Here is a 12,946-nt window from a genome sequence, read left to right on the forward strand (position 1 = left end):
CGGTGAGTTGAGGCTGTAGGGATAAGTCGTCAATCAGTGACCGGGCGCGGTTTGCCGCCAGGCCTGGGAACGGCGCAGCAAGCCGCGCGAAGCCCACGCCAGCAGCAAGGACACGCCTGCCGAGGTGAACAGAATCAGGGTCGACATCGCCGCCGCACCGCCGACGTTGCCGGCGTCATCCATGTTCAGCACCGCCACCGCCGCGAGGATGGTGTCGGGGCTGTAGAGGAAGATCGCCGCCGACACCGTGGTCATCGCCGAGACGAACAGGTAGCGCACGATGTCCAGCAGCGCCGGCAGGCAGATCGGCACGGTGACGCGCAGGTAGTGGCGGTACAGCGGCGTCTTGAGCGACAGCGCGGCGGCTTCGAACTCGGCGTCGAGCTGACGCAGCGCGGTGGTCGCGGTCATTTGCGCAGTGGTCAAATAGTGCGCAATGGTGCAGACGATCAGCAGGGTCATCGTGCCGTACAGCACGTGCAGTGGGTTGCCGGTGAGGTTGAAGAAGAAGACGTAGCCCAGACCGAGCACCAGCCCCGGCACTGCCATCGGGATGAAACTGAGCATGCGCAACGCGAGATTGAGGCCGCGTTGGCTGCGGGTTTTCTCCATCAGGTAAGCGCCAGTGAAGATCAGCACGCTGCCGATCAGCGCCGTGCCCAGCGCCATCTTCAAGCTGTTGCCGTAGGCCAGCCAGCCACCGCCGGCGGTTTCGTTGAACTGGTAGTGGTTGAGCGACAGCGACAGGTTGTACGGCCAGAATTTCACCAGCGAGGAAAACACCGCCATGCCGAACACCAGCAGCAACGCCGCGCTGATCAACAGGACAATCGCCAGATAGCAGCCATCACGCAATTTCGACGGCGCTGGTTTGAACACCTGTGCACGGCCACTCATGGAGTCGCCATGACGCCGACGCAACCAGGCATCGACGCCGAAGCTGAACAGCGCCGGCAGCAACAGCACCATGCCGATCAACGCCCCGCGACCGAATTGCTGTTGGCCGACCACGGCTTTGTAGGCTTCCAGTGCCAGCACTTGATAGTCGCCACCGACCACCACCGGCACGCCGAAATCGGTGATGGTCAGGGTGAACACCAGACAGAACGCGGCGAATACCGCTTGGCGCGTCGCCGGCCAGGTGATGCTGCGAAAGGCTTTCGCCGGACTGGCACCCATGCTCGACGCCGCATCGAACAGCCGCGCGTCGGCCAGCGACAACGCCGACAGCAGAATCATCAGCGCATGGGGAAAGGTGTAGATCACCTCACCCAGCACAATGCCCCAGAAACCGTAGATATTGTCCGAGAGCAGCCCGCGCAACATGCCCTGGTTACCGAACAGATAAACCAGTGCAATCCCCGGCAGCATCGACGGCGCCATCAATGGCAGCAGAGAAATTCCACGCCAGAGGCCCTTGGCCGGAATCATCGTGCGTTGCAGGGCGTAGGCAAACAGGTAGGCCAGCGGTACGACGATGGCCGCGACGCTGAGGGAAACTTTCAGGCTGTTGCCGAGCAGCCAGTGGAAATTCTCGCTGCTGACCAACTCCTTGGCGGCGAGCCAGCCACCGCCCTGCCCGGCCTCGCTGCTGAAGCCGCGCCAGAAGATCGCCAGCAACGGCAGCAGCACGGCGATACCGAGCAGCAACAGCAGCAGAAGTTTGCCGCCGAGGACGAAGATCCGGTCACCGACCTCGGCCCCGGACACTCGCCGCGCCTGCTTGTGCGGTAGCGGCAGTGCGATGTTCGCGCTCATCAGGCGAACACCTGCAGGCTGCGCGGTGGCAAGGCGACCATGATCTGCTGGGCGCCAAGGCGTGGCATGGCTTCCGGCGCCAGTTCAGCAAGCAACGCGTGGCCCGGCAATTGGTCGAGTTCGAAGCTCATGCGGCAGCGATTACCGAGAAAGGTGATCTCACGGACTTTCGCCGGGAACAGGTTTTCTTCGTGCACCAACGGATTGACGCTGATTGCTTCCGGACGGCAGAACAGTCGGCCCGAGGCGCCGCTGACGCTACCATCGGCCAGACGCACATCCATCCCGCCAACTCGCGCATGGCTGGCGCTGCTGCGCTGGAACGGCAGCCAGTTGCCCTGCCCGACAAACTCGGCGACAAATGGCGTGGCCGGGCGGTTGTAGATTTCCTGCGGGGTGGCGTACTGCTCGACCCGGCCGTTGTTCATCACGGCGATGCGGTCGGCCATCAGCATGGCTTCGTCCTGATTGTGCGTGACCATCAGGGTGGTGATGCCGAGGTTGCGCTGCAGTTGGCGCAGTTCGGTGCACAGATGCTCGCGCACTCGGGCATCAAGGGCCGACATCGGTTCGTCGAGCAACAGCAGCGACGGCGCCGGGGCCAAGGCGCGCGCCAGGGCGACTCGCTGTTGCTGACCGCCGGACAACTGGCCCGGGTACTTCTTCTCACTGCCGGTGAGGCCGACCAGCTCCAGCATCTGCCCGACGCGACGGCGTACTTCGTCGCGACCGCTGCCGGCGAGGCCGTAGGCAATGTTCGCTTCGACGGTCAGATTGGGGAACAGCGCGTAGGACTGGAACAGAATGCCGTAATCCCGGGCCTGCGGCGCAAGGTGCGAAACATCGCGATCGCCGAGGTACAACTCGCCGCTGTCCTGTTTTTCCAGACCGGCGATGCAGCGCAACAGGGTGGTCTTGCCGCAGCCCGAGGGGCCGAGCAGGCACACCAGCTCACCGGCCGCGACATCGAGCGAGACATTGTCCAGTGCGGTGAAGGCGCCGAAGCGCTTCTGCACGCCGCGCACTTTCATCGGCGCACCGGGGTTGGTCAGGGCAGTTGCGATTGCAGGATTCATGGACAGACCTCATCAAGCTGATGGGGCCAATCCTAGAGTTGTAATGCGTCCGTCATGTGGCAGTAGGGCAAAAACGGCTGATAGTGGTATTCGGGGATTTTAGTTCAGGTCATTCGGTGTCTGGACTGGCGCCATCGCGAGCAGGCTCACTCCTACAGGGGAACGCATTCCATTGTAGGAGTGAGCCTGCTCGCGATGAGGCCAGCAAGATAGATGGAGATCTCAGGCCGGGGACATCTCTTGGGCCAGGCCAAGAAATGCCGCCGGCAACCGCGCGCCCTTCCTTTCTTTCAAGCAGTAAAGGTACTCGGGAATCTGCGGCGCATTCTCGATGGTCAGCACCCGCAATTGCGGATCGTGCGGGACTTCCTGGCGGGCAATGATGCTGATGCCGATATTGCGCAGCACCGCCTCGCGGATCGACTCGCGGCTGCCAATTTCCAGCAGCGGCCCGAAACTGACCCCAGCGCTTTGCAGCAACTCCTCGGTCAAACGGCGGGTGGTCGAACCCGACTCGCGCATCAGCAAGGTATGCCCGGCCAGCGCACTCAACGCCACATGCTCCTGCGCCGCCAGCGGATGGTTGCGATGCACCGCCAGCACCAGCGGATCGCTACCCAATACCCGGCGAATCAACCGCGCATCCTCAAGCAACTGCGACGACGCGGCGACATCGACCCGGTAATCCTCCAGCGCTTCGAGCACCTGCTGCGAGTTGCCGATTTCCACCGACACCTCGACCTGCGGCAGACGCTCGCGGAAGGTCTTCACCAGATCGAGGATGTAATACGGCGCAGTGGCAGCGATGCGCAACGTGCCCTGCACCTGACCGCTGTTGCGCAGGAAGAACTCGATGTCGGCCTCTTGCTGCAACAGCGCCTTGACCATCGGCAGCAACCGCGCGCCTTCGTCGCTGACGCTCAGGCGCCGGCCGCCACGGTAGAACAACTCCACCGAATACTGGCTTTCCAGATTGCGGATCTGCGTGGTCACGGTGGGTTGGCTGAGGCCGAGCTTTTTCGCCGCCAGCGTAATACTGCCCAGGCGGGCGACCATGTAAAACGCTTTCAGCTCGGCACTCAGCACAACCGTCCCTCTCGTTTATTTGCGCAGCAAGCGCAAACCGTTGAACACCACCAACAGGCTCACGCCCATGTCGGCAAACACCGCCATCCACATGGTGGCGAGTCCGGCGAAGGTTACCCCAAGAAAGATCGCCTTGATCACCAGTGCCAAGGCGATGTTCTGTTTCAGGATGCTCGCGGTGTCACGCGACAGGCTGATGAACGCGGGAATCTTGCGCAGATCGTCGTCCATCAGGGCGACATCAGCGGTTTCAATCGCGGTGTCGGTACCCGCAGCGGCCATGGCAAAACCGATCTCGGCGCGGGCCAGTGCCGGCGCATCGTTGATGCCGTCGCCGACCATGCCCACCCGATGACCCTGTGCATAAAGTGCTTCGATGGCTTGCAGTTTGTCGGTCGGCAGCAAGTCGCCTTTGGCCTGATCGATACCGACCTGCGCTGCGATGGCTTGCGCGGTGTGCACGTTGTCGCCAGTGAGCATCAGGGTTTTCACCCCGAGGGCGTGCAACTGGCGGATGGCTTCGCGGCTGGTTTCCTTGACCGTGTCGGCCACGGCGAACAGCGCCAGCGGGCCGGAATTGTCGAGCAGCAGCACCACGGATTTGCCTTGTTTCTCCAGCGCAAACAGCTTCTCTTCAAGTTGCGGCGAGCACAGGCCCAGCTCCTCGACCAGACGATGGTTGCCCAAGTGATAGGTCTGGCCGTTGACCTGGCCCTTCACGCCACGACCGGCCAGCGCTTCGAAGTTATCCACAGTCAGCACGGCGAGGTTTTTATCCACAGCCGCATTGGCGATCGCCAGCGAAACCGGGTGATCGGAGCGCCCGGCCAGCGCGGCGGCGACTGCCGGAGCGCTGGCGTCGGCGGTCGGGTCGAGCGACAGGTAATCGGTCTGCACCGGTTTGCCGTGGGTGATGGTGCCGGTCTTGTCCAGCGCCAGATAGTCGAGCTTGAAGCCGCCCTCCAGGTACACGCCACCCTTGACCAGAATGCCTTTGCGCGCCGCCGCCGCGAGGCCGCTGACGATGGTCACCGGCGTCGAAATCACCAAGGCACATGGGCAAGCGACCACCAGTAGCACCAGCGCACGGTAGATCCAGTCGAACCACACCGCGCCCATGAACAGCGGCGGAATGATCGCCACGGCCAGCGCCAGCACGAACACCACCGGGGTGTAGATTTTCGAGAATTGATCGACGAAGCGCTGCGTCGGCGCCCGCGCCCCCTGAGCCTGTTCGACGGCGTGGATGATCCGCGCCAGGGTCGAGTTGCTCGCCGCCGCAGTCACCATATATTCCAGCGAGCCGGCCTGATTGATGGTGCCGGCGAAAACCTTATCGCCCACGGTTTTCTCCACCGGCAGGCTTTCGCCGGTGATCGGCGCCTGATCGATGGTCGAACTGCCGCTGACCACTTCGCCGTCCAGCGCGATACGCTCGCCGGGTTTTACCCGCACACGGGCGCCGAGTTCGACGCTTTTAACCTCTTGTTCGATCCAGTTGCCGTCGGCTTGCTGCACCGTGGCCTGTTCCGGGGTCATCTGCATCAGGCCGCTGATGGCATTGCGCGCACGATCCAGCGAGCGCGCCTCGATCAGCTCGGCCACGGTGAACAGGAACATCACCATCGCCGCTTCCGGCCACTGCCCGATCAGCACCGCACCGGTCACCGCGATGCTCATCAGCGCGTTGATGTTGAGGCTGCGGTTCTTCAGGGCGATCCAGCCCTTTTTATAGGTGGTCAGGCCGCCGCTGAGGATCGAGATCAGCGCAATGATCGCCACCACCCAGGTTGGCGCAGCGTTGGTGAAATGGATCACTTCGGCCGCCAGCGCACCGACGCCGGACAGCGCCAGGGGCCACCAGTGTTTTTTTACCGGCGCCGCGGTCGGGGCTTCGACGCCCGCCTCCAATGGCTCGGCGTGCATGCCCAGCGAGGTGATCGCCTCGGTGATCGGCGCGGTGTCCGGCAGATTGTGGGTCACGCCGAGCACGCGGTTGATCAGGTTGAACTCCAGCTGCTGCACGCCGGCCAGTTTGCCGAGTTTGTTCTGGATCAGCGTCTGCTCGGTCGGGCAGTCCATCGCTTCGATGCGGAAACTGCTCAGTCGGGCGTCAGCGCTGGTTTTCTCGCTCAGTTGCACCAACGCAGGCGCGGCGACTGTCGAGGAGCAGCAAGAATCTTCGTGCGAATGAACCGGTGCCGGTGCTGCGGCTTTCGACCCGCAGCAGGAATCGCCGCCATGTTCGTGCTTATGCACAGGCTGCAATTTATGGCTGTGGCTATGATCGTGCCCGTCGTCGGGCTTGTGGGTGTGCTGGGGATCGCTCATCGGGTCGCGTCCATGAAGGTGCCTGTTGTCAAGTAAAGACCCTGTAGCCACTATAGGGTCAAGCACCCTTTTGGAGATTGCCGTCATGAAGATCGGAGAACTGGCGAAACTCACCGACTGCGCCGTGGAAACCATCCGCTACTACGAGCGCGAAAACCTGCTGCCGGAACCGGCACGCAGCGACGGTAACTATCGCGTCTACACCCAGGCCCATGCCGAACGCCTGACCTTCATCCGCAACTGTCGCACCCTCGACATGACCCTCGAAGAAATCCGCAGCCTGCTGGCGATGCGTGACAGCCCGCAGGATCAGTGTGCAAGCGTCAATACGCTGATCGACGAGCACATCCAGCACGTCAAGGCGCGAATTGACGGCTTGCTGGCCTTGCAGACACAACTGCTCGACCTGCGCCAACGCTGTGGCGAAGGGCCGGGGGCGGATCAGTGCGGGATCTTGCAGCGGCTGGAGGTGAGTGGCGGGGTTGTGGCGACGGAGGTCGAACACTCCCACGTAGGCCGTAGTCACGGCCATTGAGACTTACACAGAACCCAATGTGGGAGCGGGCTTGCTCGCGAAGGCGGAGTGTCAGTCGACATCATCGTTAACTGATAGACCGCTTTCGCGAGCAAGCCCGCTCCCACAGGGTATTGCGTGAAGTTTCTAGACCGCCATTGGCGCGGTCATTGGCGCGTGGTGCTCGTAGCCTTCCAGCGAGAAATCGCTCGGTTCCACCCGCTCCAGCCACTCCGGTTGGTACACACCGGTCTTGGCAAACTCCGGCACGCGGTCGGAGATCTTCAGTTTCGGCATGGCGAACGGCTCGCGCTTGAGCTGTTCGTTGAGCATGTCCAAGTGGTTCTCGTAGACGTGCGCATCACCGATGAAATAGGTGAACCAGCGCGGCGTGTAGCCGGTCAGGCGCCCGATCAGGCTCAGCAGCGCAGCGCCTTCGGTGAGGTTGAACGGCGTGCCCAGGCCCAGATCGTTGGAGCGGATGTACAGGGTCAGGGAGATTTCTTTGGTCTCGACGTTCGGGTGGAACTGGTACAGCAGATGGCATGGCGGCAGGGCCATCTCATCGAGTTGGGCGACGTTCCAGCCGTGGAACAGGATGCGGCGGCTGCCCGGGTCCTTGATGATCGTGTCGACGCACTGGCGCACCTGATCGATGGCTTTGTACAGCACCACGTAGGCCTGGCCGTCTTCTTCGCCCTGGGCGATCTGCTTGTAGCCATTGCTCAGGGTTTGTTCGATGGCGGCGGTGTTGCTCAGCGGGATCTGCTTGTACGCCGGCCATTTACGCCATTGCACGCCGTAGATTTCGCCGAGGTCGTCTTCGCCCTGACGGAACGGGTTGGCCAGCCACTGCGCGTTTTCGTTGGCGTTCTGGTCCCAGACCTTGCAACCCAGCGCGCGGAATTCAGCAGCGTTGTTCACGCCACGCAGAAAACCGCACATCTCGCCGATGGCCGATTTGAAGGCCATCTTGCGGGTGGTGATCGCCGGAAAGCCTTCCTGCAGATCGAAACGCAGCATCGCACCCGGGAAGCTGATGGTGTTGATGCCGGTGCGGTTGGCCTGTTTGGTGCCGCTCTGAATGACGTGCGAGACCAGTTCGAGATATTGCTTCATGAGTTACCTGTGTCCTTTGAGCCCCGGCGTCGCGCGCCGGGGTTCGTAGTTTAAGCGGTCGGCGCGAGCGGCGCTGCCGGCGCACGACGATAGGCCAGCCAGATCAGGAACAGCCCGCCGACAATCATCGGCACGCACAGCACTTGGCCCATGGTCAGCCAGTTCCAGGCCAGGTAGCCCAGTTGCGCATCCGGTACGCGGACGAACTCGACGATGAAACGGAAAATGCCGTAAAAAAGCGCGAACATGCCCGATACCGCCATGGTCGGACGCGGCTTGCGCGAGAACAGCCACAGGATCAGGAACAGCGCGACGCCTTCAAGCGCGAACTGATACAGCTGCGACGGGTGACGCGGCAGTTGCGCCGGATCGCTGAACGGCGGGAAGACCATGGCCCACGGCACATCGGTGGCCTTGCCCCACAACTCGGCATTGATGAAGTTGCCGATTCGCCCGGCACCCAGACCGATCGGCACCATCGGTGCGACGAAGTCCATCAGCTGGAAGAACGACTTGCCATTACGCTTGCCGAACCACAGCGCGGCGAGCATTACCCCGATGAATCCGCCGTGGAACGACATGCCACCCTTCCACACTTCGAAAATCAGCGTCGGGTTGGCCAGATAAGCGCTCAGGTCATAGAACAGCACGTAACCCAGACGTCCGCCGACGATTACGCCCATCGACAGCCAGAACACCAGATCGGAGAGCTTCTCCTTGGTCCAGGTCGGGTCGAAACGGTTGAGCCGGCTCGACGCCAGCAGCCATGCGCCGCCGATGCCGACGAGGTACATCAGGCCGTACCAGTGGATTTTCAGCGGACCGATGGCCAAGGCCACCGGGTCGATCTGCGGGTAAGGCAGCATTGCGACTCCTCGTTAGAGTTGAAACCAAAATTCCCGGGCGACGCTGCCACCTCAGGATTAAGCCAGGATTGCGGCCTGCTCTGACCCAGCGGGTCAGAGCAGGAAATTCAGGCCCACGCAGAACAGCAAAGCGGCGAACAGCCGTTTCAGCAAGCGCGGCGACAATCTGTGTGCCAGGCGCGCGCCGAGACGGGCGAACACCATGCTGGTCAGGGCAATGCCCAGCAGCGCCGGCAAATAGACAAAACCGAGACTATGCGGCGGCAACAGCGGATCATGCCAGCCCAGAATCATGAAACTTAACGCACTGGCCACAGCAATCGGCAAGCCACAGGCCGACGACGTTGCCACCGCCTGCTGCATCGGCACGCTGCGCCAGGTCAGGAACGGCACGGTCAGCGAACCGCCGCCGATTCCGAAAATCGCCGAGGCCCAGCCGATCACACTGCCGGCCACGGTCAGACCGAGTTTGCCCGGCACCGTTCGACTGGCCTTGGGTTTGACTTCCAACGCCAGTTGCACAGCAATCACCAGGGCGAACACGCCGATGATCTTCTGCAGGTTCGGCCCGGAAATCGCCTCGGCCGTCAGCGCCCCAAAACCGGCGCCGAGCAGAATGCCGACGGTCATCCACATGAAGATCGGCCAGCGCACCGCACCACGTCGATGGTGTTCACGCACGGCATTGACCGAAGTGAATATGATCGTCGCCAGCGATGTCCCTACCGCCAGATGCGTGAGGATCGACTGATCGAATCCCTGCAAGGTAAAACTGAACACCAGCACCGGGACAATAATGATCCCGCCGCCCACCCCGAACAGCCCGGCCAGCACGCCCGCACAGGCGCCCAACGCCAGATAGAGCAGAAATTCCATGACCGTCTCCCAGACGCATCCCCCAAACCGGAGCGGCATGGTAACGGATGCATGCCCTCCGGCTCCACTGACGATGGATGCACGGACGCCGACTGCGTAGAGTGAGCAGAAAACACACAAGGACCACCTTATGTGCCTGATTGTTTTCGCCTGGCGCCCGGGCCATGCCCAGCCGCTGATCGTCGCGGCCAACCGTGACGAATTCTATGCCCGGCCCAGCCTGCCGCTGGCGCCATGGGCCGACGCGCCGCACGTGCATGCCGGGCGCGATCTTGAGGCTGGCGGCACTTGGCTGGGGATCGGCGCCAATGGGCGCTTCGCCGCATTGACCAATATCCGCGATCCGCACCAGCCGCCGGCACGCAACTCGCGGGGCGAACTGGTAGCGCGGTTTCTCGCGGGTGATGCGTCAATTGATGATTATTTGCGCGATGTGGTCGCTCGCTCGCCGGAATACGCCGGGTTCAACCTGCTGCTGGGCAATGCCCATGAGCTGTGGCACTTCAATGCGCGGGCATCTGAACCGGTGATGCTCCAACCCGGCGTTTACGGTCTGTCGAATGCCGGGCTGGATACGCCATGGCCGAAGTTGCTCAAGGCCAAGGCTGCCCTGAATGCGGTATTGGATGATCCACAACCTGCGCGGTTGCTGGGGTTGCTGAGCGATGCGCAGACCGCGCCGTTTAACGAATTGCCGGACACCGGGGTCGGGCTGGCCACTGAATCACTGCTGTCGAGTGTGTTCATTGCCAGCCAGAGTTATGGCACGCGGGCGAGTACGGCGTTGATCGTGCAAGCGGATGGCACGCGAAGGATGGTCGAGCGCAGTTTCGGGCCGTATGGCGGGCATTTGGGTGAGGTGGAGATCAATACCGCAAAGTGAGCAACCATTGTGGCGAGGGAGCTTGCTCCCGCTCGGGTGCGAAGCAGCCGCAACCCAGCCAATGCGATCTCTCAGAAGAATCTCATTGACCGAATTGGGAGCGCTCCGCACTCCAGCGGGAGCAAGCTCCCTCGCCACAGGGCCATCAGCCTTTCAGAGGGCCTTGTTGACCGCCGGCGGATTCATCTTCGACAGCCCGAGATTCTTCAGCGCCAGTTGCAGCGAGCTGTGGATCACTTGCGGGTTATCGATCTTCATCAGCTCCGCCAGCAGATCCTTGGCCTTGCTCAGGTTGATCTGGCGCAGCATCCACTTCACTTTCGGCAGGTTGGTGGCATTCATCGACAGGCTGTCGAAGCCCATCGCCATCAACAGCACCGCCGCTGCCGGGTCACCGGCCATCTCGCCGCAGATGCTCACCGGTTTGCCTTCGGCATGCGCGTCGCGCACCACGGTCTGCAGGGCTTGCAGCACCGCCGGGTGCAGGTAGTCGTAGAGATCGGCCACTCGCGGGTTGTTGCGATCGACCGCCAGCAGGTACTGAGTCAGGTCGTTGGAGCCGACCGACAGGAAGTCCACCTGCCGCGCCAGTTCCTTGGTCTGATAAACCGCGGCCGGAATCTCGATCATTACGCCAATGGGCGGCATCGGCACGTCGGTGCCTTCGTCGCGCACTTCACCCCAGGCCCGGTGGATCAGGTGCAGGGCTTCTTCGAGTTCGTGGGTGCCGGAGATCATCGGCAGCAGGATCCGCAGGTTGTTCAGGCCTTCGCTGGCCTTGAGCATCGCGCGGGTCTGCACCAGGAAGATTTCCGGGTGGTCGAGGGTGACGCGAATCCCGCGCCAGCCGAGGAACGGGTTGTCTTCCTTGATCGGGAAGTACGACAGTGACTTGTCACCGCCGATGTCGAGGCTGCGCATGGTCACCGGTTGCGGGTGGAACGCTGCGAGTTGCTCGCGGTAGATCGCCAGCTGTTCCTTTTCGCTCGGGAAGCGCTGGTTGATCATGAACGGCACTTCGGTGCGGTACAGACCGACACCTTCGGCGCCGCGCTTCTGCGCCCGCGCCACATCGGCCAGCAGGCCGGTGTTGACCCACAACGGCATGCGGTGGCCGTCGAGGGTCACGCACGGCAGATCACGCAGGGTGTCGAGGCCCAGCGCCAGTTGTTTCTCTTCTTCGACCACCTCGGCGAACTGCTTGCGCAACACATCGCTGGGGTTGGTGTAGACCTCGCCGCGGGTGCCGTCGACGATCACCTCGATGCCGTCAACCTTGGCGTATGGCAGGTCAACCAGACCCATCACCGTCGGAATGCCCATGGCCCGGGCCAGGATCGCGACGTGGGAGTTACCCGAACCGAGTACCGAAACTAGACCGACCAGCGTGCCTTCCGGCACCTCGCCGAGCATCGCCGGCGTTAGCTCTTCGCTGACCAGAATGGTTTTTTCCGGGTAGACCAGGTTCTGCTGACGCTCTTCCTGCAAATACGCCAGCAGGCGGCGGCCGAGGTCTTTGACGTCCGACGCACGCTCGCGCAGGTAGGCGTCGTCCATCAGTTCGAAACGGTTGACGTGCTCAGTGACCACCTGACGCAGCGCGCCCTGAGCCCACTGGCCGGTCTTGATCACGGTGGTGATTTCGCTGCCCAGCGAGGCATCGTCGAGCATCATCAGGTAAACGTCGAACAGCGCACGTTCTTCCGGGCGCAACTGGGTCGCGAGCTTGGCGGACAACGCGCGCATATCGGCGCGCACGCCTTCGATGGCGGTCTTGAACAGCGCCAGTTCGGCGTTGATGTCGGTGATGGTTTTATCTGGAACAACGTCCAGATCCGCCGGCGGCAGCATGACCACGGCGGTACCGACGGCGGCACCCGGCGAACCCGGTACGCCGACGAACTTGGCTTCCTGAATGCCCTTGCCCTGGCGGCCCAGGCCACGGATCGAACCGGTGGCCTCAGCGTGGGCGATAACGCCGGCGAGCTGCGCGCTCATGGTCACGAGGAAGGCTTCTTCACCTTCATCGAACTGGCGGCGTTCTTTCTGCTGGATGACCAACACGCCGACGACGCGGCGGTGGTGAATGATCGGCGCCCCGAGGAAGGAGGCGTAGCGCTCCTCGCCGGTCTCGGCGAAGTAGCGGTAGCGCGGGTGATCCGCGGCGTTTTCGAGGTTCAGGGGTTCTTCACGCGTGCCGACCAGACCCACCAGACCTTCGTTGGGTGCCATGCTGACCTTGCCGATCGAGCGCTTGTTCAAGCCCTCGGTGGCCATCAGGACGAAGCGGTTGGTCTCGGGATCAAGCAGGTAGACCGAGCAGACCTGGCTGCCCATGGCCTCTTTGACGCGCAACACAATAATCCCCAACGCCGCCTTGAGATCCTTGGCGGAGTTAACTTCCTGGACGATCTTGCGCAGCGTATTGAGCATGGCT

At 62.5% G+C, this 12,946-nt stretch carries 10 protein-coding genes; 2 read left to right on the forward strand and 8 right to left on the reverse strand.

Going from position 1 to position 12,946, the window contains the following annotated elements:
* Positions 1-33: 33 nt before the first annotated feature.
* The 4 genes from ACS4NR_RS20030 to ACS4NR_RS20045 form a co-directional block, all read right to left on the reverse strand.
* The gene (locus ACS4NR_RS20030) at positions 34-1,758 is read right to left on the reverse strand and encodes a putative 2-aminoethylphosphonate ABC transporter permease subunit (protein ID WP_456018164.1); all 1,725 of its coding nucleotides are present in this window, start codon (positions 1,756-1,758) and stop codon (positions 34-36) included.
* A complete protein-coding gene (locus tag ACS4NR_RS20035; protein ID WP_003229183.1) occupies positions 1,758-2,834 on the reverse strand; it encodes a putative 2-aminoethylphosphonate ABC transporter ATP-binding protein in 1,077 nt (358 codons plus the stop codon). Before ACS4NR_RS20035 ends, ACS4NR_RS20030 begins: the two co-directional genes overlap by 1 nt.
* Positions 2,835-3,056: 222 nt before the next feature.
* Positions 3,057-3,920 carry a LysR family transcriptional regulator gene (locus ACS4NR_RS20040; protein WP_027610541.1) on the reverse strand — a complete coding sequence of 288 codons (864 nt, stop codon included), beginning with the start codon at positions 3,918-3,920 and terminating at the stop codon, positions 3,057-3,059.
* Positions 3,921-3,935: 15 nt separating this feature from the next.
* Entirely contained in the window at positions 3,936-6,251 is a 2,316-nt protein-coding gene (locus ACS4NR_RS20045) for a heavy metal translocating P-type ATPase (RefSeq protein WP_456018165.1), read from the reverse strand.
* Positions 6,252-6,336: 85 nt separating this feature from the next.
* On the opposite strand from ACS4NR_RS20045, the gene cadR reads away from it, so the two are divergent.
* Positions 6,337-6,786 carry a Cd(II)/Pb(II)-responsive transcriptional regulator gene (cadR, locus tag ACS4NR_RS20050; protein WP_007964189.1) on the forward strand — a complete coding sequence of 150 codons (450 nt, stop codon included), beginning with the start codon at positions 6,337-6,339 and terminating at the stop codon, positions 6,784-6,786.
* Between the two features lie 126 nt (positions 6,787-6,912).
* Here cadR and ACS4NR_RS20055 read toward each other — a convergent pair whose 3' ends face one another.
* From ACS4NR_RS20055 to ACS4NR_RS20065, 3 genes are all read right to left on the reverse strand, one after another.
* Positions 6,913-7,884: a thymidylate synthase gene (locus ACS4NR_RS20055; protein WP_456018166.1), complete on the reverse strand. Its 972-nt coding sequence runs from the start codon at positions 7,882-7,884 to the stop codon at positions 6,913-6,915.
* A 50-nt stretch (positions 7,885-7,934) separates the two neighbouring features.
* The gene (gene lgt, locus ACS4NR_RS20060; RefSeq protein ID WP_095137577.1) at positions 7,935-8,750 is read right to left on the reverse strand and encodes a prolipoprotein diacylglyceryl transferase; all 816 of its coding nucleotides are present in this window, start codon (positions 8,748-8,750) and stop codon (positions 7,935-7,937) included.
* 93 nt (positions 8,751-8,843) lie between these two features.
* Entirely contained in the window at positions 8,844-9,626 is a 783-nt protein-coding gene (locus ACS4NR_RS20065) for a sulfite exporter TauE/SafE family protein (RefSeq protein ID WP_027610537.1), read from the reverse strand.
* A gap of 130 nt (positions 9,627-9,756) precedes the next feature.
* Between ACS4NR_RS20065 and ACS4NR_RS20070 the strand changes: the two genes are divergently transcribed.
* Positions 9,757-10,509, forward strand: coding sequence for an NRDE family protein (locus tag ACS4NR_RS20070; RefSeq protein ID WP_443531922.1), 753 nt, complete (start codon positions 9,757-9,759; stop codon positions 10,507-10,509).
* Between the two features lie 153 nt (positions 10,510-10,662).
* Here ACS4NR_RS20070 and ptsP read toward each other — a convergent pair whose 3' ends face one another.
* Complete coding sequence (ptsP, locus tag ACS4NR_RS20075; RefSeq protein ID WP_456018167.1) at positions 10,663-12,942, reverse strand: phosphoenolpyruvate--protein phosphotransferase; 2,280 nt, start codon at positions 12,940-12,942, stop codon at positions 10,663-10,665.
* Positions 12,943-12,946 lie beyond the last annotated feature (4 nt).

This window comes from Pseudomonas sp. JQ36 (genome assembly GCF_053851495.1).